Below are 23338 nucleotides of genomic sequence, written 5' to 3' on the forward strand. Positions count from 1 at the left end.
GGGTGTCTGAGGCTCGCTCAAGCAATACAGATCAGGCATCCGATGGGTGCCTTTTTTGTGCCTGCGATTAACCCTTTACAGCCCGCCAACCCCTCAGGTTAGAATCCTTGGCACGCGACCTGCTTATCCACAGCAAACCGCCCCCTTCCTGCTTTTCCCCGGAGTACTGCCTTTGGATGCGTCCACCATCAATAGCCTGTTCTTGATCGGCGCATTGCTGGTAGGTGCAAGTATTCTGGTCAGCTCACTGTCATCACGGCTGGGCATTCCGATCCTGGTCATCATCCTCGCCGTCGGCATGCTCGCCGGCGTGGATGGTGGCGGCATCATTTTCAACAACTACCCGACCGCCTACCTGGTCGGCAACCTGGCGCTGGCGGTCATCCTCCTCGATGGTGGTTTACGCACGCGCGTGGCGAGTTTCCGCGTGGCCCTGTGGCCAGCGTTGTCGCTCGCCACGGTCGGTGTGCTGATCACCACTGCGCTAACCGGCCTGGTCGCCGCCTGGCTGTTCAACCTGAGCCTGATCCAGGGTCTGCTGATCGGCGCCATCGTCGGCTCCACCGACGCCGCGGCGGTGTTCTCGCTGCTCGGCGGCAAGGGCCTGAACGAACGGGTCACCGCGACCCTGGAGATCGAATCGGGCAGCAACGACCCGATGGCCGTGTTCCTCACCGTCACCCTCATCGACATGATCGCCAGCGGCCAGACCGGCCTGCACTGGAGCCTGCTCACCCACTTGCTGCGCGAGTTCGGCATCGGTGGCCTGATGGGCCTCGGCTGCGGCTGGCTGATGCTGCAACTGGTCAACCGCATCAACCTTGCCAGCGGTCTGTACCCGATCCTGGTGGTGGCGGGCGGCCTGGTGGTGTTCTCGCTGACCAACGCCTTGCACGGCAGTGGCTTCCTCGCCGTCTACCTGTGCGGCCTGGTGCTGGGTAACCGGCCAATCCGCAGCCGCCACGGCATTCTGCACATGCTCGACGGCATGGCCTGGCTGGCGCAGATCGGCATGTTCCTGGTCCTTGGCCTGCTGGTCACCCCGCACGACCTGCTGCCCATCGCCCTCCCGGCTCTGGGCCTGGCGTTGTGGATGATCATCTTCGCCCGGCCTTTGTCGGTGGTGGTCAGCCTGCTGCCGTTCAAGGCCTTCCATGGCCGTGAGAAAGGGTTTATCTCCTGGGTCGGCCTGCGCGGCGCGGTACCGATCATTCTTGCGGTGTTCCCGTTGATGGCCGGGCTGCCCGATGCCCAGCTGTTCTTCAACCTGGCGTTCTTTATCGTGCTGGTCTCGCTGCTGGTCCAGGGCACCAGCCTGCCGTGGGTGGCCAAACTGCTCAAGGTCACGGTACCGCCAGACCCGGCGCCGATTTCGCGCTCGGCCCTGGAAGTGCACATCACCAGCGAGTGGGAGTTGTTCGTCTACCGCCTCGGTGCGGAAAAATGGTGCATCGGTGCCGCCCTGCGCGAGCTGAAAATGCCCGAAGGCACGCGTATCGCCGCCCTGTTTCGTGGCCAGCAACTGCTCCACCCGTCGGGAAGTACCACCCTGGAAGTCGACGATTTGCTCTGTGTGATCGGCCATGAACACAACCTGCCGGCCCTCGGCAAGCTGTTCAGCCAGGCCCCGCAACGCGGTCTCGATTTGCGCTTCTTTGGTGACTTCGTGCTCGAAGGTGACGCAGAACTGGGGGCTGTAGCGGCGTTGTACGGTTTGCAGCTCGATGGCCAGGACGCGCATATGCCACTCAGCCGCTTCATCGCCCAGAAGGTTGGCGGTGCACCGGTGGTCGGCGACCAGATCGAATGGAACAACACACTATGGACGGTGGCGGTGATGGAAGGGAACAAGATCAGCAAAGTGGGCGTCAAATTCCCCGAAGGTACTCGACCCGGCCCTGGGTTGTTCCTTTAAACTGCAAACTTCGCCTCTGGTTGTAAGAATTTTCTGCCTATGTCACTGCGCACCTCCATATGCGCAGCCCTGCTCGGGCTGTGTCTGTCACTCTCCTACGCCTGGGCGGCGGAACCGCCAACCCGTGCGTCCGTTCAACACAGCCTGGACAAGATCGCCGAGCGCAAACTGCCCGAAGCCGAGCAGAAGGCCCTGCAACAAGTCCTCGAACAGACTCTGAGCTTCCTCGGCACCAAGGAAGACAGCGAGAAAAAACTCGTCGCCCTCAAGCAACAGCTCAGCGATGCGCCGCGCCAGACCAGCGAGAACCAACGCGAACTGGCCAAGCTCAATGACAGCAAGGTGATTCCGGTAGCCCAGCGCTATGCCGCGCATACGGTGCCGCAGCTAGAGCAGTTGCTGGCCGAGCGCAGCACTGAACAGGGCGAACTGCAAAAGGCCCTGTCTGAAGCCAACAGCCTGACCATCACCTCGCAGACCCGCCCGGAGCGCGCCCAGGCTGAAATCAGCGCCAACCAGACCCGCGCACAGCAGATCAACAACATCCTCAAGGTCGGCAAGGATGGCGGTAAGCCGCTGACCGCCGATCAGCGCAACAAGCTCAACGCCGAACTGGGCGCAATCAACGCCGTGACCCTGCTGCGCCGCCAGGAACTGGCCGGCAACAGCCTGCTGCAAGACCTGGGCAACAGTCAGCACGACCTGCTGATCGAACGCACCGCGCGCCTTGAACAGGAAATCCAGGACCTGCAGACACTGATCAACCAGAAACGCCTGGCCCAGTCCCAGCAAACCGTTACCGAACAATCCATCGAAGCGCAAAAAGCCGGCGGCAGTACCTTGCTGGCCACCGAAAGTGCAGCCAACCTCAAGCTCTCCGACTACTTGCTGCGCAGCACCGACCGTCTCAATGAACTGACCCAGCAGAACCTCAAGACCAAGCAGCAACTGGACAGCCTGACCCAGGCCGACCAGGCCCTGGAAGAACAGATCAGTGTGCTCAAGGGCAGCCTGCTGCTGTCGAAGATCCTCTACAAGCAGAAACAGGCGCTGCCGCACCTGAAGGTCGACCGCAACCTCGCCGACCAGATCGCCGATATCCGCCTGTACCAGTTCGAGATCAACCAGCAGCGCGAGCAGATCACCAGCCCGAGTGCCTACGTCGACAAACTGCTGGCCAATCAACCTGACGAAAACGTCACCCCGCAATTGCGCAAAGCCTTGCTGGAAGTGGCGATTACCCGCAGCGACCTGCTGGAACGCCTGAACCGTGAACTGAGCGCCCTGCTCAATGAATCGATCACCCTGCAACTGAACGAAAAGCAGCTGCTGAGCACCTCGCAGAGCTTGCGCACCACGCTCGACGAGCAGATGTTCTGGATTCCGAGCAACAAGCCACTGGACCTGGAATGGCTGCGCGCGGTCCCCCAGCGCCTGCAGAAACAGCTGGTCAGCTTGCCGTGGGGTTCTGGTATCAAAGAACTGGGTGACGGCCTGACCCAGCGCCCGCTGTTGTTCCTGCCATTGCTGCTGTTGATCGGCGCCTTGCTGTGGCGGCGCAAATACCTGTACCAGCGCCTGAACAAGGTTCACCAGGACGTCGGCCACTTCAAGCGCGACAGCCAGTGGCACACGCCCCAGGCAATCCTGATCAATATTCTCCTGGCCATGCCCCTGAGCATGGGCCTGGCCTTGTGCGGCTATGCCCTGCAAATCGACGCCCGCGGGCAGAACGCCAACCTCGGTGCCGCCCTGTGGCAGATCGCTCAAGCCTGGCTGGTGTTCTATACCGCTTACCGCGTGCTGGCCCCAGGCGGCGTGGCCGAACTGCATTTCCGCTGGGACAAGTCGCAGGTCGAGTTCCTGCGCCGCTGGATCCGCCGTCTTGGCGCGGTGGTGCTGGCCCTGGTCGGCGTGGTCGCCGTGGCCGAGCACCAACCTTCGGCGCTGGCTGACGATGTGCTCGGCATTGGTGTGGTACTGACCTGCTACGCCTTGATGGCCTGGCTGCTCAGTCGCCTGCTGCTCAGCAGCCCGGCGCACCGCAACACCTCGCTGTTCCGCCAGGCGGTGGGCGTGGCCTTCACGGCCCTGCCGGTGGCCTTGTTCATCGCGGTGTGCTTCGGCTACTACTACACCGCGCTGAAGCTCACCGACCGCCTGATCGACACCCTCTACCTGCTGATGCTGTGGCTGGTGATCGAGGCTGCGTTCGTACGTGGCCTGGCCGTGGCTGCCCGACGCCTCGCCTATCAGCGGGCGCTGAGCAAGCGCCAGGCGACCACCAAGGAAGGCCTGGATGGCGAAGTCATCGTCGAAGAGCCAACCCTGGACATCGAGCAGGTCAACCAGCAATCCCTGCGCCTGATCCGCCTGGCCCTGCTCGGCGGCTTCATCGCCGCGTTGTACTGGGTCTGGTCCGACCTGATCAGTGTGGTGGCCTACCTCGACAACATCACCCTGTACGAGTACACCAGCGGCACCGGCGCGACCATGAGCATGGTACCGATCAGCCTCAGCGACATGCTCGGCGCCCTGGTAATCATCGGCATTACCTTTGCCCTGGCGCGCAACTTGCCAGGCTTGCTCGAAGTACTGGTGCTGTCGCGCCTGAACCTGGCCCAGGGCAGTGCCTATGCCACCACCACGCTGCTGTCTTATGTGATTGCCGGGGTCGGCTTTGTCTCGACCTTGTCGGCACTGGGCGTCAGCTGGGACAAACTGCAATGGCTGGTGGCCGCGCTGTCGGTGGGTCTGGGCTTCGGTATGCAGGAGATCTTCGCCAACTTCATCTCCGGCATCATGATCCTGTTCGAACGCCCGGTACGTATCGGCGACACCATCACCATCGGCAACCTGTCCGGCACGGTGAGCAAGATCCGTATCCGCGCCACGACCATTACCGACTTCGACCGCAAGGACATCATTGTCCCGAACAAGACCTTCATCACCGGGCAACTGATCAACTGGTCGCTGACCGACACCATCACCCGCGTCACCCTCAAGCTCGGTGTCGACTATGGCTCGGACCTCGACCTGGTGCGTACCCTGCTGCTCAAGGCTGCCAACGACAACCCGCGGGTGCTCAAGGAGCCTGAACCGATTGTCTACTTCCTGAACTTCGGCGAGAGCACCCTGGACCACGAACTGCGCATGCACGTGCGTGACCTCGGTGACCGCAACCCGGTACTGGATGAGATCAACCGCTTCATCAACAAGGAATTCAAGAAGCAGAAGATCAACATCTCGTTCCGGCAGATGGAGGTCTACCTGAAGAACATGCAGGGCCAGGAATACAAAATGGTTCCGGTGGAAAATCTGGACAAGACCGTGATTCAACCCCTGAGCGACGACGACAAGCCGAACAACGCGGCGCCTGGCAAACCCGCCTGACTGGACGTCGACGGCCATACCCTTGCAGAATGATCGGATATTCTGCTGGAGATGGCCGTTGAAAGCCCTCGACGAACTGACCTTCGACAACCGTTTTGCCCGCCTGGGCGACGTTTTCTCTACTTCGGTACTGCCCGAACCGATTGCCGAACCGCGCCTGGTAGTGGCCAGTGAGGCCGCCATGGCCCTGCTGGACCTGGAGCCGACCGAAGCGCACTCACCGGTGTTCGCCGAACTGTTCGGCGGACATAAACTCTGGAGCGAAGCCGAACCACGGGCGATGGTCTATTCCGGGCACCAGTTCGGCGGCTATAACCCACGCCTGGGTGATGGCCGCGGCCTGCTGCTGGGTGAGGTCTACAACGACGCGGGCGAACACTGGGACCTGCACCTCAAGGGTGCCGGCCAGACCCCGTATTCGCGCATGGGCGACGGCCGTGCGGTACTGCGCTCCTCGATCCGCGAGTTCCTCGCCAGCGAAGCCCTGCACGCGCTGGGTATCCCCAGCAGCCGCGCCTTGTGCGTGATCGGCTCGAGCACACCGGTATGGCGCGAAACCCAGGAACGCGCGGCGATGCTCCTGCGCCTGGCGCCCAGCCACGTGCGCTTCGGTCATTTCGAGTATTTCTATTACACCCGTCAGCCCGAGCAGCAGCGGATTCTCGCCGAGCATGTGCTGAGCCTGCATTTCCCCGAGTGCCAGACCGAACCCGAGCCGTACCTGGCGATGTTTCGCACCATCGTCGAGCGCAATGCCGAGCTGATTGCCCTGTGGCAGGCCTATGGCTTCTGCCATGGGGTGATGAACACCGACAACATGTCGATCCTCGGCATTACTTTCGACTTCGGGCCGTTTGCCTTTCTCGATGACTTCGACGCCAACTTCATCTGCAATCACTCCGACGATCAGGGCCGCTACAGCTACAGCAACCAGGTACCGGTCGCCCACTGGAACCTCAGTGCTCTGGCCCAGGCGCTGACACCGTTCATCAGTGTCGAGGCGCTGCAAGAAACCCTGGCGTTGTTCCTGCCGCTGTACGAGGCCCATTACCTGCATTTGATGCGCCGTCGCCTCGGTCTGCTGCAAGCAGAGGACGGTGACAAAGCGCTGATCGAACGGCTACTGCAACTGATGCAGCCCGGCGCGGTGGACTACACCCTGTTCTTCCGCAAGCTGGGCGATCAGCCTGCCGAGGAGGCTGTACGCGTGGTACGCGATGACTTCATCGACCTCGCCGGATTCGATGGCTGGGCCGTGGATTACCTGGCCCGTATCGCCCGCGAACCCGACAACGCCGAAGGCCGCCGCGAGCGCATGCACGCGGTCAACCCGCTGTACATCCTGCGCAACTACCTGGCCCAACGCGCCATCGAGGCCGCCGAAGGCGGTGATTACGAAGAAGTGCGGCGCCTGCATCAGGTGCTGTGCAAGCCGTTCGAGGAGCAGCCGGGAATGCAGGCCTATGCCGAACGGCCGCCGGAGTGGGGCAAACATCTGGAAATCAGCTGCTCGTCCTGACCCTGTCTGTAGGAGCGGATTCATCCGCGATGGGTCGCGTAGCGACCCCAAAAATGGGCCTGCTACACAGGCCATCGCGGCGGTCCGGCGCCCCGGTGAATCCGTTCCTACAGGTCTGAGCTAAATCCTGGAGTACCAATGACTGACCCGCTAGTAATCCCCTGCCCTCACTGCAACGGCCTGAACCGCATCCCCGGTGAGCGCCTTGGCGACATGCCCAAATGCGGCCGCTGCAAAAAACCGGTGCTGCTGAGCAAACCTTTCGACCTCAAGCAAGGCGACTACGCCAGCCAGATCAAGGGCGACCTGCCGTTGTTGATCGACGTCTGGGCCGACTGGTGCGGGCCGTGCAAATCGTTCGCGCCCATCTTCGAACAGGCCGCCAGCCAGCTGAGCGGGCGCTGTCGCCTGGCCAAGCTGGACAGCGAGACCAACCAGCAACTGGCGGGACAATTGGCGATTCGCTCGATTCCCAGCCTGATCCTGTTCAGGAACGGCCGCGAAGTGGCGCGCCAGAGCGGCGCATTTCCACTCCAGCAACTCCTGGAGTGGCTACGCAGCCAAGGGGTCTAGGCGTTTTCTTCGAGCAGCGCGTGCAGCTCGACAAACTGCTGGGTCAGCTTGTGGCGGGGTTCCAGATGAATCAACGGCAGGTTGGCCTGGTGCGACTCGCGCATCTTCACCGAACTGTTGAGGTACACCGGCAGCACCGGCAGGCCTTCAGCCAGCAGTTCGTCGAGCATCTGCTGCGGCAGGCTGGCCCGCGCCTGGAACTGGTTGACGACAATCCCTTCGACTTGCAGACCTTCATTGTGGTCGTCTTTGAGTTCTTCGATTTCGGCCAGCAGGCCATACAGTGCCTGGCGGGAAAAGCTGTCGCAATCGAAGGGAATCAACACGCGATCAGCGGCGATCAGCGCGGAAACCGCGTAAAAGTTCAGGGCTGGCGGCGTATCCAGGTAGATCCGCTCGTAATCCTCGTCCAGCTCATCGAGCAATTTACGCAGCTTGTTGATCTTGTGCTTGGCTTCGAGCTTGGGCTGCAGGTCTGCCAGCTCGGCGGTGGCGGTCACCACATGCAGGTTGTCGAAGGGCGTTTCGTAGATATCGACCTTGTTCTTCTTGGCAAACGGCCCGGATGACAGGGTCTGCTTGAAGAAGTCGGCAATGCCCATGGGAATGTCCTCGCCGGTCAGGCCGGTGAGGTACTGGGTAGAGTTGGCCTGTGCATCCAGGTCGATCAGCAAGGTTCGATAGCCTTCATTGGCACTCACCGCCGCCAGGTTGCAGGCGATACTCGATTTGCCCACACCACCTTTCTGATTGAACACCACGCGCCGCATGGAAAGACCTCCGTGTGTCTGGGAATGCCCGAGTATGTGGTGCCGGCGCGGGCTTGACCAGTACCGCCTACCTCAAGTTGCCAAGGAATCGACCGACAACCGATTACTGCCGTCTGTCGGGAAAAATCTGACCAACCTGACGAATCTGGTCATTCGAGGTCTTTTACAGGCGGGTGAATTTGCATCGAGCATTTGCTACACGCCAGAGTCACCGGGATAATGCGCGCCACTCGGCGATTGCGCCACACCCTGCCAGTTCGTTAGCTGCGAGTCATAGTCTCGGCAAGGAAGTCCCTCAGGGCGGGAAACAAGCATCGTGATCACATTCGACATCAGCCAGTGGCGAGCCTGGGCGCCCGGCCTGCAGACGACTGCCGACTGGCAGCACTGGAGCCAGGCAACGCAGGACTTCACGCCAACTGACCAGGCGCCGGATGTGTCGTTTTTGCCCGCCATGCAACGCCGCCGCCTGAGTCATCTGGCGCGTATGGCCTTCGCCGTTGGCTGGCCGTTGGCCGATGGCTTGCAAGACCTGCCGCTGGTGTTCGTCTCGCGCCACGGTGAAACCCCGCGCACCTATGCCATCCTCAGTGACGTGGCCCTGGAGCAACCGCTCTCGCCTACCCAGTTCAGCCTCTCGGTGCACAATGCCGTCATTGGTCTGTGGTCGATCATGCGTGGCGAAACCAGCGAGATGAGCGCAATTGCCGCCGCCGCAGATGGCTTTGAGCAAGGGCTGCTGGAAGCCGCTGGCCTGCTGCACGACGGCGCCCCCGCGGTGTTGCTGATCATCGTCGAAGAACAAGCGCCTGAGGCGTATCGCGCCTGGGTTGACGACGTACCCTTCGACTATGCGCTGGGCATGCTGCTGACCCCCGGTGATGGCTGGACCCTGGCCCTGGGCACGCAGGACAGCGCAAACTCCGCTGTAGATAACCCGCCGCATGCCCTGAGCTGGCTGCGTAATCTGCTGACCGACCAGACGGCCTGGACCCACCCCGGCAAGCGCCGCACATGGCACTGGCGACGCAAACCGTGAACCAGGCACAAGACCACTACTATTGGCGCCTGCTGGCCACTGCTCTCAGCTTCGCTCTGTTCGGTGTTGGCGGCCTGTGTCTGCGCGTCCTGGTATTTCCGCTGCTGACCTGCCTGCCCGGTGACCGCGCGCGCCATCGGCAACGGGTCCGGCGCATCATCAGTTGGCTGTTCTGGCGCTTCATCCGCTTCATGTCCGTCACTGGCGTACTGACCTACGAAGTGCGTGGCGCAGACAAACTCGGGCGCCCCGGACAAATGATCCTGGCCAACCACCCCTCGCTGATCGACGTGGTGTTTCTGATCGGCCTGGTGCGCCAGGCCAACTGCGTGGTCAAGCAGAGCCTGTTCGACAACTTTTTTACCCGCGGGCCGGTGCGCTCGGCGCAGTACATCAGCAACGACGGCAGCATGGAGATGCTCGACAGTGCCGTAAATGCCCTGCACGATTGCCAGACCCTGATCATCTTTCCCGAGGGCACGCGCACCCCGCCCGGCCAGGCGCCCGCCTTTCATCGCGGCGCCGCCGCGATTGCCCTGCGCGGTGCGAAGATCATTACACCGGTGACCATCAAGGTCAGCCCCGCGACACTGACCAAAGCCGAGCCCTGGTACCGCATCCCGCTGCGCAGGGTGCACTTCAGTTTGCACATCGGTGACGATATCGACCCGCAGGCGTTCGCGGCCCTGGGGCCCGCGCCCCAAGCCTCGCGTAAACTCAACGATTACCTGCACCAGTATTTCATCAAGGAGCTCGCCACAGATGAGCGTTCCACAGCAAGAACTTAACCGTGACATCAAGCTGTTGATCATTGAGGCGCTGGGCCTGGAAGACATCAGCGCCCACGATATCGACGACGATCAACCCCTGTTCGGCGAAGGCCTTGGCCTGGACTCCGTGGACGCACTGGAACTCGGCCTGGCCATCCAGAAAAAGTACGGCATCAAGATCGACGCCGACGCCAAGGACACCCGCAATCATTTCACCAGCGTGACCAGCCTCGCCGCTTTCGTCACCGCCAAACAGGCCGCCTGAGACAGCACCATGCAAACCCGCGAAGACATCTTCAACACCCTGCGCGATGCGCTGGTCGAACTGTTCGAACTGGAGCCCGCGCGCATCAGTCTGCAATCGAACCTGTATCAGGACCTGGAAATCGACAGCATCGACGCGGTCGACCTGCTCGATCACATCAAGCGTCAGACCGGCAAGAAAATCACCGCCGAAGACTTCAAGTCGGTGCGCACCGTCAATGACGTGGTCGAGGCCGTGTATCGCCTGGTCAGCCCGGCGGCATGAAACGCTTGATCGGCCTCGGCCTGGTCCTGGCCGGTCTGTTGTATCCGTTTGCGGTGTATTTCGGCATGAGCCATTTTGCCCCCTGGCAATTCGCTCTGCTGCTTGGCGGCCTGTGGCTGGCCCGCGCCCTGAACGAACTGCGCCGTCCTGGCGGACACTGGATGGCGCTGGTAGCCATGGCTTTCTGCGCGCTGTTGGCGCTGCTCGACAGCCCGGCACTGCTGCGCTGGTATCCGGTGCTGATCAACGCTTGCCTGCTCGGCCTGTTCGGCTTGAGCCTGAAATTCGGCCCGCCGCTGGTCGAACGCCTGGCACGACTGCGTGAGCCGCAACTGCCGGACGCGGCGATCCACTACACCCGCCAGGTGACTCAGGTCTGGTGCCTGTTCTTCCTGGGCAACGGCCTGGTCGCCGCCGCCCTGACCCTTTGGGCTCCCTTGAGCTGGTGGACCCTGTACAACGGCCTGATTGCCTACGGCCTGATGGGCCTGCTGTTCGCCGCTGAATGGCTGATAAGACAACGTGTGCGAGGACGCTCATGAACTGGCTGAACCTTGAGCAGCTCTTGTACCCGCTGCAGGCACCACGCCCGGTTGCCCTGGACCCGACGCTGGATCACACCGAGCTCTGCACGCAGGCCCTGCAGCTCGCCGCAGGCCTTCAGCGCCGCGGCGTGCGACGCCTGGCGGTGTACCTGGAAGATGCCGCGCTGCTGGCGGTCACCCTGCTCGGCGCCTGGCGCGCCGGCGTGCAGGTGCTGCTGCCCGCCGACCTGCAGCCGCAGACCCGTCTGCGCTGGCAAGACGATGTCGACCTGTGGATCAGCGCGCAACCCCAGGACCATCAGCTTGAAGATTTGTACGACGCGCCCCTGGCCGCCGCCGACCTTGATCTGGACAGTAGCTGCCTGAGCCTGTGCACCTCCGGTTCCAGCGGTGAACCCAAGCGCATCGACAAAACCCTGCGCCAGTTGAGCAACGAAGTAGGTGCCCTGGAGCAACAGTGGGGTGCCGATCTGGGCGATGCGTGCATCATCAGCAGTGTGTCCGCCCAGCACATCTACGGTTTACTGTTTCGCCTACTCTGGCCACTGTGCGCCGGACGTCCGTTCCTGCGCCGACAGTTGCCTTTCCCCGAAGATCTGCAGCGCGCCAGCCGCCTGCAACCTGGCTTTGCCTGGGTCGCCAGCCCGGCCCTGCTCAAGCGCATGGGTGACAACCTCGACTGGCCGGCGCTACGGCAGGTGCGCCGCGTGTTTTCCTCCGGCGGCGAATTGCCCGCCAGGGCAGCGCAAGCCTTGCAGCAGCACCTGCAGCAGTGGCCAACGGAAATCCTCGGCAGTTCCGAGACCGGCGGTATTGCCTGGCGCCAGGGCGACAGTCTGTGGCAACCGTTCGCCGAAGTACGCCTGAGCCAGAACGCCGAGGGCGCATTACGCATCGAATCGCCCTATCTACCGGTTGGCCACATCGAACAAAGTGCCGATGCCGTCGAGTTCATGGCTGACGGACGCTTTCGCCTGCTCGGGCGCCTGGACCGCATCGTCAAGCTCGAGGAAAAACGCATCGCCCTGCCGATGCTGGAAAATGCCCTGCTCGAGCATCCCTGGGTGGCAGACACTCGGCTGACACTGATCCAGGCCAACCGCGCCTCACTCGGCGCCTTGCTGGTACTGACCAGCGCCGGGCTGCATGCCCTGCGCAATCAGGGGCGGCGGGCGATCACCGAAGGCTTGCGCGCACATCTGAGCCAGCACTGTGAAGCCCTGGCCCTGCCCCGGCGCTGGCGTCTGCTGCGCCAGCTACCGTTCAACAGCCAGGGCAAACTACCGCAAGCCGAGGTCGAAGCCCTGTTACTCGCACCGCGCGGCACAGGCCCGGAGATCCTCAACCAGACGCAGCAAGGCAGCGAACTGCAGCTGCAACTGGCCGTTTCGGCGGACCTGGCCTACTTCAGCGGCCACTTTCCGCAGACGCCGGTATTGCCAGGAGTGGTCCAGGTCGACTGGGCCATCGCGCTGGGCCAGGCGTTGCTCGACTGTCCACGGCGCTTTGTCGGCATGGAAGTGGTGAAATTTCAGCGTGTGGTGCGCCCTGGCGATCTGCTGACGCTGAACCTGCATTTCGACAGCGAACGCGGCAAGCTCTACTTCAGCTACAGCAATGACGGCGAAGCCTGTTCCAGCGGGCGCATTGTGCTGGAGGCCCGCGGTGAATAAACCCTGTGCAGTGATCCCGGTTTACAACCACGAGCTGGCAGTGCCGGCCGTGGTCGCCGCGCTGCTTGCGGCCGGTTTGCCCTGCGTGCTGGTCGACGACGCCAGCAGCCCGGCCTGCGCCGCTGTATTGCGGCAGTTGGCTACGCAAGAGCAGGTGTTTCTGCTGCCGCTGGCGGTCAACCAGGGCAAAGGCGGCGCAGTCATGGCCGGTTTGCGCGAGGCCACGCGCCTGGGCTTCAGCCATGCCCTGCAAGTCGATGCCGATGGCCAGCATGACCTGGCCGATGTCAGGCGCTTTCTCGACCACTCGGCTGTGCATCCCGAGGCGCTGATCTGCGGTTATCCACAGTTCGACGCCAGCGTACCCAAGGGCCGCCTGTATGCTCGCTACCTGACCCATGTGTGGGTGTGGATCAACTGCCTGTCGCTGCAGATTCCCGACTCCATGTGCGGCTTCCGGGTCTATCCCCTGGCGCCGACCCTGGCCCTGATCGACCAGGTGAGGCTGGGCAAGCGCATGGACTTCGACACCGAAATCCTCGTGCGCCTGGCCTGGCGCAACCAGCCGATGCGCTGGCTGCCAACCCGCGTCCACTACCCGGCGGACGGCTTGTCGCACTTTCGCCTGTTCCACGACAACCTGTTGATCTCGAAGATGCACGCCAAGCTGTTCGTCGGCATGTTGCTGCGTGCCCCCATGATCCTCTGGCGGCGGTGGCAGGCATGAGCCGCGGCGAACAGCACTGGGCCGAGCAGCAGGAACGTGGCAGTTTCTGGTTGATGAAGCTGACCGCTGTCGGCGTCCGGCTGCTCGGACGGCGCCTGCTGAGCCCGATCCTGTATGGCGTGGTGGTGTATTTCTTCCTGTTTGGCCGCACGGCCCGGCGCAGTGCCTGGCAGTACCAGCAGCGCCTGGCCGCCTGGAGCGCCCAGCCCGCCTTGCGTCCGAGCCACTGGCGGGTATTCGGCCAGTTCATGGCGTTCGCTGACGCCCTGCTCGACAAGCTCGACGTGTGGAACGGCAAGCTGCGCCTGGAGCAGATCGAAATCATCGACCCGGCCCTGCTGCGCCCACAGTTGCGTGGCGAGCGCGGGCAGATGCTGGTGGGTGCTCACCTGGGCAATCTGGAAGTCTGCCGTGCCCTGGCGGAACTGGGCGAACAGGTGACCATGAACGTGCTGGTGCACACCCGCCATGCCGAACGTTTCAATCGCCTGCTGGGCGAAGCCGGGGCAAGCAATCTGCGCCTGATACAGGTCAGCGAGCTGGACCCGGCGATCATGCTGCAACTGAGCCAGCGCCTGGAGCGCGGCGAGTGGCTGGCAATTGCCGGTGATCGCGTACCACTGCACGGAGCGCGCACAGTCGAGGTAGACTTTCTCGGCTATCCGGCGGCCTTTCCACAGGGTCCCTGGCTGCTTGCCGGGCTGCTCAAGTGCCCGCTCAACCTGCTGTTCTGCCTCAAGCAACACGGGCGCTACCAGGTGATTCTCGAACCCTTCGCCGCCGCCATCGAATGGCGCCGCAGCCAGCGCGATCAAGTCATCGCGCAGTGGGCTCAACGCTACGCCGAACGCCTGGGACATTACTGCCTGCAAGCGCCGCAGCAATGGTTCAATTTCTACCCTTTCTGGAAGACCGATGACGATGCCTGTGCATGAGCCTGTAACCTTCGGTGAGTCACCGCTGGCGATCGAAGACGTCCTGACCCTGGCCAACCGCCAGGCTGAAAGCCGTCTGCAGGATGATGCCCGGTACCGTGTGCGTATCACCCGTGGCGCGCAGTTTCTCGACACCCTGCTGGACAAGGAAGGGGTTATCTACGGCGTCACCACCGGCTATGGCGACTCCTGTGTGGTGGCTGTTCCCCTGGAACACGTCGAAGCCTTGCCGCGGCATCTGTACACCTTCCATGGCTGTGGCCTGGGGCGACTGCTCGATGCGCCGGCGACCCGCGCGGTTCTGGCAGCCCGGCTGCAGTCGCTGTGCCAGGGCGTTTCCGGTGTGCGCGTAGAACTCCTGGAGCGTCTGCAGGAGTTTCTCGCCCACGACATCCTGCCGCTGATCCCGGAAGAGGGCTCGGTCGGCGCCAGCGGCGACCTGACACCGTTGTCCTATGTCGCCGCGACCCTGTCCGGCGAGCGCGAGGTCATGTACCACGGCGAGCGCCGCAGTGCCGCTGAGGTCCACCGCGAGCTGGGCTGGCAGCCGCTGGTGCTGCGGCCCAAAGAAGCCCTGGCGCTGATGAATGGCACCGCGGTAATGACCGGCCTCGCCTGCCTGGCCTTCGCCCGCGCCGACTACCTGCTCAAGCTGGCCACACGCATCACGGCGCTGAACGTGGTCGCCCTGCAAGGCAATCCGGAACACTTCGACGAGCGCCTGTTCGCGGCCAAACCCCACCCGGGGCAGATGCAGGTGGCCGCCTGGCTGCGCCAGGACCTGGCCATCGACGCGCCGACCGCACCGCTGCACCGCTTGCAGGATCGCTATTCGCTACGCTGCGCGCCCCATGTGCTCGGCGTGCTGGCCGATAGCCTGGGCTGGCTGCGCAGTTTCATCGAGACCGAACTCAACAGCGCCAACGACAACCCGATCATCGACGCCGAAGCCGAACGGGTGCTGCACGGTGGACACTTCTACGGCGGCCACATCGCCTTCGCCATGGACAGCCTGAAGACCCTGGTAGCCAACGTCGCCGACCTGCTCGATCGCCAGCTCGCCCTGCTGGTAGACGTGCGCTACAACCACGGCCTGCCCAGCAACCTGTCCGGCGCCAGTGCCGAGCGGGCGATGCTTAATCATGGTTTCAAGGCGGTGCAGATCGGCGCCAGCGCCTGGACTGCCGAGGCCCTGAAGCAGACCATGCCGGCCAGCGTGTTTTCCCGCTCCACCGAATGCCACAATCAGGACAAAGTGAGCATGGGCACCATCGCTGCCCGAGACGCCTTGCGCGTGCTGGAACTGACCGAACAGGTTGCCGCCGCCACCCTGCTGGCGGCCAATCAGGGCGTCTGGCTGCGCAGCCGCGAAGCCGATACCCGCGACTTGCCGCCGGCCTTGGCGGCGATGCACGGCGAGCTGCTGGCAGATTTCGCCCCGGTCATCGAGGACCGCGCCCTGGATAGCGACCTGCGCCTGTGCCTGAGTCGAATTGCCGAACAACACTGGAGGCTGCATGCGCAGTAAAGGAGTGCTGCACGTCGACACCGAAGTCCTGGTGCCGTTCTTCGATGTCGACAGCATGCTGGTGGTCTGGCACGGCCACTACGTCAAATACCTCGAAGTGGCGCGCTGCGCGCTGCTCGACCGGCTCGGCTACAACTACCTGCAGATGCGCGACTCGGGCTATGCCTGGCCGGTGATCGACCTGCAGCTGCGCTATGTGCGCGGCGCCATCTTCGGCCAGCGCCTGAATGTGCGCGCCAGCCTGGTGGAGTGGGAGAACCGTCTGAAGATCAACTACCTGATCAGCGACGCGATCAGCGGTGAGCGCATGACCCGCGCCAGCTCGGTACAGGTAGCGGTGGACATCGCCAGCGGCGAGATGCAACTGGCCTCGCCACAGGTAATGCTCGACGCCGTGGCCGGGGTACTGAAATGAAAGGCCTGTTGCGCGGCCTGCTGGGCGCCGCGCTGCTGCTCACCAGCGCCCTGGTCCATGCGTTCGGCCTGGACGATCTGAGTAAACAGCTGGCTGAGCCGGCAGTGGTCAAGGGCCCGTTCATCCAGGAAAAACACTTGCGCGCCCTGCCTCAGCCCTTGCTGAGCAAAGGCCAGTTCGTCCTGGCCCGCGATCACGGTTTGCTCTGGTTGCTGCACACGCCGCTCAAGCAGGACTACCGCCTCGACGCCCAGGGCATTGCCCGCCGCGACCCCGCAGGCTGGCAGAGGCTGCCGGGCAAGAGTGCCGGCGCCGAGCAAAACCGCTTGTTCTTCGCCGTGCTGCAAGGTGACAGCAGCGGCCTGCAGCGCGATTTCGAACTCAGCCTGCAAGGCGATGCCCAGCACTGGCAACTGCGCCTGACCCCGCGCTCGCTGCTGCTCAAGCAGGTGTTCCAGCACATCGACATCGACGGCGGACGCTTTGTCGAACGTATCCAGATGCTCGAAATCCAGGGCGACAGTACCGTGTTGCGCATGCCTGCCAGCAGCAGCGCCAGCCAGCTGAGCGACACGGAGCGCCGCGACTTTGCCCAGTGAGCGTGTGTTGCCGCGGCTGTTCCTGGTGCTTCTGGTCGCGGTCCTGGCCTTGACCGCCTGGCAGTGGCATCGCGGCGCGCCGCTGTCGGCCGACCTGATGACCCTGGTGCCCGGCGCTACTCAAGACCCGTTGGTGCAACGCGCCGAACAACGCATGCAGGAGCCGTTGAACCGCGAGATGCTGGTGCTGGTCGGCCATCCCCGGCGCGAACAGGCCATTGCCCTGGCTCAGCGCCTGGGTGAGCGATGGCAAGCCAGCGGCCTGTTCGAGAAGGTTCAGTGGAGCGTACAGAGCGATTTACCGGCACTGCGTGCGCAATTGCTGCAAGGCCGTCTGGCGATGCTTTCACGTGCCGACCGTACCACGCTGATCGACGCACCTCAGGCGTTTGTCGAACACCGTGTGCAAAGCCTTTACGACCCGTTCAGCGGCTTCAGCCTGGTGCCCAGCCAGGACGACTGGCTGGGCCTGACCGGGCGCATCCTCGACAGTCAGCCACGCCCTGCCGCCGTGCAGCTGGACACCGCCAGTGGCGCGCTGCTGGCCGAGGCCGACGGCCAGTTCTGGGTGTTACTGCGAGCCCGGACCCTGGGCAATGCCTTCGATCTGCAGCTACCGCTGCAAGTCGCGGCCTTGCTCGACAGCAGTCGCCAGCAAGCCAGCCAGGACGGCGCACAGCTGCTGGCTGCCAGCGGTCTGCTGTACGCCGCCAACGGCCAGCGCCAGGCCAGTCAGGAAATCACCTGGGTCGGCGGCGGCGCCACACTCGGCATTCTGCTCCTGCTGCTCCTGGCATTTCGGCGCCCACGGGTGTTGCTGGCGTTCGTCCCGGTGCTGGTCGGCATGCTGTTCGGTGCCGCCGCCTGCGTGGCCCTGTTTGGCCAAATGCATGTGATGACCCTGGTGCTGGGCTCCAGCCTGATTGGCGTGGCCGTGGACTATCCGCTGCACTACCTGTCGAAAAGCTGGAGCCTGCGCCCCTGGCATGCCTGGCCCGCCCTGCGCTTGACCCTGCCGGGGTTGAGCCTGAGCCTGGTGACCAGTTGCATCGGCTACCTGGCGTTGGCCTTCACGCCCTTCCCGGCCCTCACCCAGATCGCCGCGTTTTCCGCTGCCGGCCTGCTCGGCGCCTACCTTAGTGCGGTGTGCCTGCTGCCCGCGCTGCTCAAGGGTACCTCGCTGCAACCGGCGCAGTGGCCGCTGACGGTCGCGCAAGGGTTGATGGACCTGCGTAGCAAACTGTTGGCCAGGGTCCCCAGTCCCGTGCTGCTCGGCCTGCTGACCCTGTTCTGCATCGCTGGTTTGTGGCAGCTGGACAGTCGTAACGACATCCGCCAATGGATCAACACTTCACCGCAACTGCTTGAAGAAGCCCAGGCCGTGGCGCGCATTACCGGCTATCAGCCGACGAGTCAGTTCTACCTGGTCCGCGGCGCCGACCAGAGCCAGTTGCTCGAGCGCCTGCAAGCCTTGGGCGCTCGCCTCGACGCACTGGTCAAGACCGACAAGCTCAAGAATTACATGGCCCTCAGCCAATTGGTCGCCAGCCCGGTCGAACAGCAGCAGCTACGCGATGCACTGGCCAGGCTGCCCGAGCATTGGCAGCCGCTGCTGGCTCTGGGCATCCCGTACAGCGCGCTGCAAGCCGAATTGGCCCAGTTGCAGGCACTGCCATCCCTGGACATCGATCACGCCCTCAGCGGCCCTCTGGGCGAGCCCTGGCGCCCCCTCTGGCTGGGCACTGACGGGCAAGGCGTGGCCGCCATCGTCAGCCTGCAGGGCTTGAGCGATCCGGCCTTGCTGCACCAGCAGGCAAAAGGCCTGGAAGGCGTACAACTGGTGGATCGGCTCGGCGACTTGAACCGGGTGTTCGCCGCCACCCAGGTCAGCGCCGCCGAGTTGAAGCTGCTGTCCTGTGCATTGATCGTGGTGCTGCTGATCCTGCCCTTCGGCATGAGTGGGGCGTTGCGTATCGTCGCCTTGCCGCTGCTCGCGGCCCTGTGCAGCCTGGCCAGTCTTGGCTGGCTGGGGCAGCCACTGACCCTGTTCAGCCTGTTCGGCTTGCTGTTGGTTACGGCCATCAGCGTCGACTACGCCATCCTCATGCATGAGCAGATCGGCGGCGCTGCCGTCAGCCTGCTGGGCACCTTGCTGGCAGCCACCACCACCTGGCTGTCGTTCGGCCTGCTGGCCGTGTCGAGCACACCAGCAGTGAGCAATTTTGGCCTGGCCGTGAGCCTGGGGCTGGTGTTCAGCTTCATCCTCGCGCCCTGGGCCGCCACCCGGCACAAGGAGCACGCATGAAACGGCTGCTGTTGATCTGCGCACTGGTCCTGCTCAGTGCCTGCGCCAGCCAGGCGCCACTGCCTGCACAGCTGCCGACGCTGACGCTGCCGATGCAGTTGCACATCCAGCGCGAACAGACCGATCAACGTCAGGACTGGTTGCTGGTGATCCAGCGTGAAGGCACCCACCTGCGCTGGTCGTTGCTTGATCTGCTGGGCATTCCCCAGGCCCGGCAAGTGCTCGACCAGGGTCAGTGGCAGGCCGATGGTTTCCTACCGCCAAATCCCGCAGCCCGTGAGCTGTTCGCCGCTGTGCTGTTTGCGCTGACACCCGCAGGAGAATTGCAGCAACGCTATCCAGGTGCCCGTCAGCACGGTCAGCAGCGCTGGTTGGCGGAGCGCTGGCGGGTCGATTACCGGCACACCGACGACTTCACCTTGAACCTCACGCAGGGCCTGCGTTATCTAGTCAGTCCACTGCCCAGCGAGACCACGCCATGAGCGCTTCTCTCAACGCCCTGGGCCTGGTCTGCGCCCTGGGGCGCGATCAAGCCGAAGTCGCCCGCCGCCTGTTTGCCGGTGATTGCTCAGGCATGCGCGAAGAACACGGCTGGGTGCCGCAACGCAGCGTGCCGGTTGCCGCCGTGTCCGGGACGTTGCTCGACCTGCCGCCGCAGTTGCAGGCGCGAAGCAGCCGCAACAATCAGTTGCTGTATGAAGCCTGCCTGCAGATCATCGCGCCGATCCAGGCGGCCATTGCTCGCCATGGCCGCGAGCGGGTAGCAATCGTGCTGGGCACCAGTACTTCAGGCATTGCCGAAGCGGGCGCAGGTATTGCTCATTACCTGCGCGAGCAACAGTTCCCGGCAAGCTATGACTACCACGAACAGGAACTCAGTGCGCCGGCCAACTTTCTCGCCGACTGGTTGCAACTGAGCGGCCCGGCCTACGTCATCTCCACCGCCTGCACCTCCAGCGCCCGTGCCTTGATTAGTGCCCGGCGGCTGCTCGATATGGGTGTCTGCGACGCGGTGATCTGTGGTGGCGTGGACAGCCTGTGCAAGCTGACCCTCAACGGTTTCAGTGCCCTGGAAGCGGTCAGCGCGCAGCGCTGCAATCCATTCTCGGTCAATCGCAACGGCATCAACATCGGCGAAGCCGCAGCCGTGTTTCTGATGACCCGCGAGGCGAATCGCGAAGGTCCCTGCATTGCCCTGCTTGGCGCCGGGGCCAGCTCCGATGCACACCATATCTCGGCGCCCGAGCCCGAGGGTAAAGGCGCCTTGCAGGCCATGGCCAAGGCGCTGGACAATGCAGGTCTGCGGGCAGCGCAAATCGACTACCTGAACCTGCACGGGACGGCCACCCAGCACAACGACGCCATGGAGAGCCGCGCCGTACATGCGCTGTTCGGCAGCCAGCTGGCCTGTTCGTCGAGCAAACCCATGAGCGGTCACACCCTGGGCGCGGCCGGTGCACTGGAAGCGGCTTTCTGCTGGTTAAGCCTGTCGGCGCACAATCGCCATGGGCAGCTTCCACCACACCGCTGGGACGGCGAGGTCGACCCACTGCTGCCGACGCTCAACCTGGTCGATGCCCGCCAGCACCTGCCGACTGCAGGCCCACGGCGCTTGATGAGTAACTCGTTCGCCTTCGGTGGCAACAATGTCAGCCTGATTCTCGGAGATGCCTCATGATCACCTGGCCCTTGGCCGAACTACTGCCCCATGCCGGCGACATGATCCTGATCGATCAGATCGACGCATTCGACGAAGATCAGGTGCATACCCGCCTGACCGTTCGCCCGGGCGGGTTGTTCAATGGCGCTGACGGTAGCCTGCCGGCCTGGATCGGCATCGAGTTAATGGCCCAGAGCGCTGCAGCGTTTGCCGGTTGCCGTGCCCGAACCCAAGGCAAACCTGTAGCGCTGGGTTTTCTCCTCGGTACGCGCAAGTTCGAATGCAATGTCGAATCCTTTCCCGCCGGGGCCGAACTGCATATCCATGCCCGTCCCTCACTGGAAGACGACAACGGCATGGCTGTATTCGAGTGTGATCTGCGAGGTCCCGGCATTCACGCCAGCGCCCGATTGAACGTATTCAGCCCGCCACAAACTGCCAGCTACCTGGCCGAAGCGGGCCCGGAGGAATCCCCGAATGACTGACACCATCCTCGTCACCGGCTCCAGCCGTGGCATTGGCCGGGCCATTGCCCTGCGCCTGGCGCAGTCCGGTTTCGACCTGGTACTGCACTGCCGCAGTGGCCGCACCGAGGCCGACGCCGTTGCCGAAGAAGTCCGGGCGCTGGGCCGGCAGGCGCGCGTACTGCAGTTCGACGTCGCCGACCGTGCCGCCTGCGCGGCCCTGCTCAGTGCCGACGTCGAGACCCATGGCGCTTACTACGGCGTAGTGTGCAATGCCGGACTGACCCGCGACGGCGCCTTCCCGGCGCTGAGCGAAGAGGATTGGGACCAGGTGCTGCGCACCAACCTGGACGGTTTCTACAACGTTCTGCACCCACTGATGATGCCGATGATCCGCCGCCGAGCGCCGGGCCGGATCGTCTGTATCACCTCGGTCTCCGGCATGATCGGCAACCGTGGCCAGGTCAATTACAGCGCCTCAAAGGCCGGTGTGATTGGCGCCGCCAAAGCTCTGGCGATTGAGCTGGGCAAACGCAAGATTACGGTGAATTGCGTCGCCCCCGGACTGATCGATACCGCCATGCTCGATGAGCATGTACCGGTCGATGAGTTGCTGAAAATGATCCCGGCACAACGCATGGGCACTCCCGAAGAGGTCGCCAGTGCGGTCAACTTCCTGGTGTCGGCCGAGGCGGCGTACATCACCCGCCAGGTGTTGGCAGTCAACGGAGGATTGTGCTGATGAAACGCGTGGTGGTCACCGGCATGGCCGGCATCACATCCCTGGGCAGCGACTGGGCGACCATCGCCGGGCACTTTTCCAGGCATCGCAGCGGCATTCGGCGGATGCACGAGTGGGACCGCTTCGAGGAGCTCAATACGCGCCTGGCCGGCCCGGTCGATGACTTCAAAGTCCCCGAGAGCTGGACCCGCAAGCAACTGCGCAGTATGGGCCGGGTTTCACGCCTGGCCGTGGCCGCGGCCGAGAACGCCCTGCGCGATGCCGGCCTGCTCGACGACCCGACGATCCGCGATGGTCGCATGGGCGTCGCCTGTGGCTCGTCCACCGGTAGCACCGACGAGATGAAAACCTTCGGTAACATGCTGCTCAATTCGGTTGCCGAAGGCCTCAATGCCAACTCCTACGTACGCATGATGCCGCACACCACCGCCGCCAATATCAGCATTTTCTTTGGCCTGACCGGGCGCCTGATCCCCACCTCCAGTGCCTGCACCAGCGGCAGCCAGGGCATCGGCTACGCCTATGAAGCGATCAAGTTCGGCCGCCTGCCGCTGATGCTCGCCGGTGGCGCCGAAGAGCTGTGCCCGACCGAGGCCATGGTGTTCGATGCGCTGTATGCCACCAGCCTGAAAAACGACGCCCCGCAGAGCACCCCCAGCCCTTATGACAGCGGTCGTGACGGCCTGGTCATCGGTGAAGGCGGCGGCATGCTGGTGCTTGAAGAACTCGAACACGCCCTGGCGCGTGGCGCGCACATCTACGCCGAAATTGTCGGTTACGGCACCAACGCCGACGGCCAGCACACCACCCGCCCGGAGCAGGTGACCATGCGCCGCGCCATGGAACTGGCCCTGGAAGACGCCAACCTCGCGCCCGAAGCCATTGGCTACGTCAATGGCCACGGTACCGCCACCGAACAGGGCGATATCGCCGAAACCCTGGCCACCAGCAGCCTGTTCGGCCCGCGCATGCCGATCAGTTCGCAGAAGAGCTTTCTCGGCCATACCCTGGGTGCCTGCGGTGCGCTGGAGTCCTGGTTCAGCATCGAAATGATGAACAGCGACCGTTATGTGCACACCCTCAATTTGAACAACATTGACCCACTGTGCGGTGAGCTCGACTACCTGTGCGGCGATTGGCGTTACTTGAGCAACGAGTACGTGATGAACAACAATTTTGCCTTTGGCGGGGTCAATACCTCGTTGGTTTTCCGCCGCTGGCACTGATGCGGGTGCCG

The 23338-nt window shown here is 63.5% G+C and carries 22 protein-coding genes; 21 read left to right on the forward strand and 1 reads right to left on the reverse strand.

Annotated elements, in window-relative coordinates:
- The first annotated feature begins 172 nt into the window (after window positions 1-172).
- The 4 genes from ACO6VD_RS07140 to trxC all read left to right on the forward strand — a co-directional run bounded on the left by ACO6VD_RS07140 (window position 173) and on the right by trxC (window position 7400).
- Window positions 173-1915: a potassium/proton antiporter gene (locus ACO6VD_RS07140; RefSeq protein WP_422417950.1), complete on the forward strand. Its 1743-nt coding sequence runs from the start codon at window positions 173-175 to the stop codon at window positions 1913-1915.
- A 39-nt stretch (window positions 1916-1954) separates the two neighbouring features.
- Entirely contained in the window at window positions 1955-5308 is a 3354-nt protein-coding gene (gene mscK, locus ACO6VD_RS07145) for a mechanosensitive channel MscK (protein WP_422417952.1), read from the forward strand.
- A 58-nt stretch (window positions 5309-5366) separates the two neighbouring features.
- Window positions 5367-6827 carry a protein adenylyltransferase SelO gene (gene selO / locus ACO6VD_RS07150; RefSeq protein WP_422417954.1) on the forward strand — a complete coding sequence of 487 codons (1461 nt, stop codon included), beginning with the start codon at window positions 5367-5369 and terminating at the stop codon, window positions 6825-6827.
- Between the two features lie 138 nt (window positions 6828-6965).
- Window positions 6966-7400, forward strand: coding sequence for a thioredoxin TrxC (gene trxC, locus ACO6VD_RS07155; RefSeq protein ID WP_422417956.1), 435 nt, complete (start codon window positions 6966-6968; stop codon window positions 7398-7400).
- On the opposite strand, the gene ACO6VD_RS07160 is transcribed toward trxC, so the two are convergent.
- Window positions 7397-8170, reverse strand: a complete 774-nt coding sequence (locus ACO6VD_RS07160; protein ID WP_422417957.1) for a ParA family protein — start codon at window positions 8168-8170, stop codon at window positions 7397-7399. The two genes, trxC and ACO6VD_RS07160, sit on opposite strands and share 4 nt — an antisense overlap.
- A 316-nt stretch (window positions 8171-8486) precedes the next feature.
- On the opposite strand from ACO6VD_RS07160, the gene ACO6VD_RS07165 reads away from it, so the two are divergent.
- From ACO6VD_RS07165 to ACO6VD_RS07245, 17 genes are read left to right on the forward strand one after another with little or no spacing between them, the layout of a single operon-like run.
- Window positions 8487-9209 (forward strand): beta-ketoacyl synthase chain length factor, encoded by a 723-nt coding sequence (locus ACO6VD_RS07165; protein WP_422417958.1) that lies wholly within the window; start codon window positions 8487-8489, stop codon window positions 9207-9209.
- Complete coding sequence (locus tag ACO6VD_RS07170; protein WP_422417960.1) at window positions 9185-9997, forward strand: lysophospholipid acyltransferase family protein; 813 nt, start codon at window positions 9185-9187, stop codon at window positions 9995-9997. The genes ACO6VD_RS07165 and ACO6VD_RS07170 overlap by 25 nt, the downstream gene beginning before the upstream one ends.
- The gene (locus ACO6VD_RS07175; RefSeq protein WP_422417961.1) at window positions 9972-10244 is read left to right on the forward strand and encodes a phosphopantetheine-binding protein; all 273 of its coding nucleotides are present in this window, start codon (window positions 9972-9974) and stop codon (window positions 10242-10244) included. Before ACO6VD_RS07170 ends, ACO6VD_RS07175 begins: the two co-directional genes overlap by 26 nt.
- A gap of 9 nt (window positions 10245-10253) precedes the next feature.
- Entirely contained in the window at window positions 10254-10508 is a 255-nt protein-coding gene (locus ACO6VD_RS07180) for an acyl carrier protein (protein ID WP_422417963.1), read from the forward strand.
- On the forward strand, window positions 10505-11050 hold the full coding sequence (locus tag ACO6VD_RS07185) for a hypothetical protein (RefSeq protein WP_422417965.1): 546 nt from the start codon (window positions 10505-10507) through the stop codon (window positions 11048-11050). The genes ACO6VD_RS07180 and ACO6VD_RS07185 overlap by 4 nt, the downstream gene beginning before the upstream one ends.
- Window positions 11047-12726, forward strand: a complete 1680-nt coding sequence (locus ACO6VD_RS07190; RefSeq protein WP_422417967.1) for an AMP-binding protein — start codon at window positions 11047-11049, stop codon at window positions 12724-12726. Before ACO6VD_RS07185 ends, ACO6VD_RS07190 begins: the two co-directional genes overlap by 4 nt.
- Entirely contained in the window at window positions 12719-13453 is a 735-nt protein-coding gene (locus ACO6VD_RS07195; protein WP_422417969.1) for a glycosyltransferase family 2 protein, read from the forward strand. Before ACO6VD_RS07190 ends, ACO6VD_RS07195 begins: the two co-directional genes overlap by 8 nt.
- Window positions 13450-14388 (forward strand): glycosyl transferase, encoded by a 939-nt coding sequence (locus ACO6VD_RS07200; protein ID WP_422417971.1) that lies wholly within the window; start codon window positions 13450-13452, stop codon window positions 14386-14388. The genes ACO6VD_RS07195 and ACO6VD_RS07200 overlap by 4 nt, the downstream gene beginning before the upstream one ends.
- Entirely contained in the window at window positions 14369-15916 is a 1548-nt protein-coding gene (locus ACO6VD_RS07205) for an HAL/PAL/TAL family ammonia-lyase (protein ID WP_422417973.1), read from the forward strand. Before ACO6VD_RS07200 ends, ACO6VD_RS07205 begins: the two co-directional genes overlap by 20 nt.
- Window positions 15906-16331, forward strand: coding sequence for an acyl-CoA thioesterase (locus ACO6VD_RS07210; RefSeq protein ID WP_422417975.1), 426 nt, complete (start codon window positions 15906-15908; stop codon window positions 16329-16331). Before ACO6VD_RS07205 ends, ACO6VD_RS07210 begins: the two co-directional genes overlap by 11 nt.
- The gene (locus ACO6VD_RS07215; protein ID WP_422417977.1) at window positions 16328-16930 is read left to right on the forward strand and encodes an outer membrane lipoprotein carrier protein LolA; all 603 of its coding nucleotides are present in this window, start codon (window positions 16328-16330) and stop codon (window positions 16928-16930) included. Before ACO6VD_RS07210 ends, ACO6VD_RS07215 begins: the two co-directional genes overlap by 4 nt.
- Window positions 16920-19235, forward strand: coding sequence for an MMPL family transporter (locus ACO6VD_RS07220; RefSeq protein WP_422417979.1), 2316 nt, complete (start codon window positions 16920-16922; stop codon window positions 19233-19235). The genes ACO6VD_RS07215 and ACO6VD_RS07220 overlap by 11 nt, the downstream gene beginning before the upstream one ends.
- The gene (locus ACO6VD_RS07225; protein ID WP_422417981.1) at window positions 19232-19717 is read left to right on the forward strand and encodes a DUF3261 domain-containing protein; all 486 of its coding nucleotides are present in this window, start codon (window positions 19232-19234) and stop codon (window positions 19715-19717) included. Before ACO6VD_RS07220 ends, ACO6VD_RS07225 begins: the two co-directional genes overlap by 4 nt.
- Window positions 19714-20913 carry a beta-ketoacyl-[acyl-carrier-protein] synthase family protein gene (locus ACO6VD_RS07230; RefSeq protein WP_422417983.1) on the forward strand — a complete coding sequence of 400 codons (1200 nt, stop codon included), beginning with the start codon at window positions 19714-19716 and terminating at the stop codon, window positions 20911-20913. Before ACO6VD_RS07225 ends, ACO6VD_RS07230 begins: the two co-directional genes overlap by 4 nt.
- Window positions 20910-21380 (forward strand): 3-hydroxylacyl-ACP dehydratase, encoded by a 471-nt coding sequence (locus tag ACO6VD_RS07235; protein WP_422417984.1) that lies wholly within the window; start codon window positions 20910-20912, stop codon window positions 21378-21380. The genes ACO6VD_RS07230 and ACO6VD_RS07235 overlap by 4 nt, the downstream gene beginning before the upstream one ends.
- A complete protein-coding gene (gene fabG, locus ACO6VD_RS07240; RefSeq protein WP_422417986.1) occupies window positions 21373-22101 on the forward strand; it encodes a 3-oxoacyl-ACP reductase FabG in 729 nt (242 codons plus the stop codon). The genes ACO6VD_RS07235 and fabG overlap by 8 nt, the downstream gene beginning before the upstream one ends.
- On the forward strand, window positions 22101-23327 hold the full coding sequence (locus ACO6VD_RS07245) for a beta-ketoacyl-ACP synthase (protein WP_422417988.1): 1227 nt from the start codon (window positions 22101-22103) through the stop codon (window positions 23325-23327). Before fabG ends, ACO6VD_RS07245 begins: the two co-directional genes overlap by 1 nt.
- Window positions 23328-23338: the final 11 nt, after the last annotated feature.

This window comes from Pseudomonas sp. GZD-222, from assembly GCF_049310525.1.
Classification (GTDB): Bacteria; Pseudomonadota; Gammaproteobacteria; order Pseudomonadales; family Pseudomonadaceae; genus Aquipseudomonas.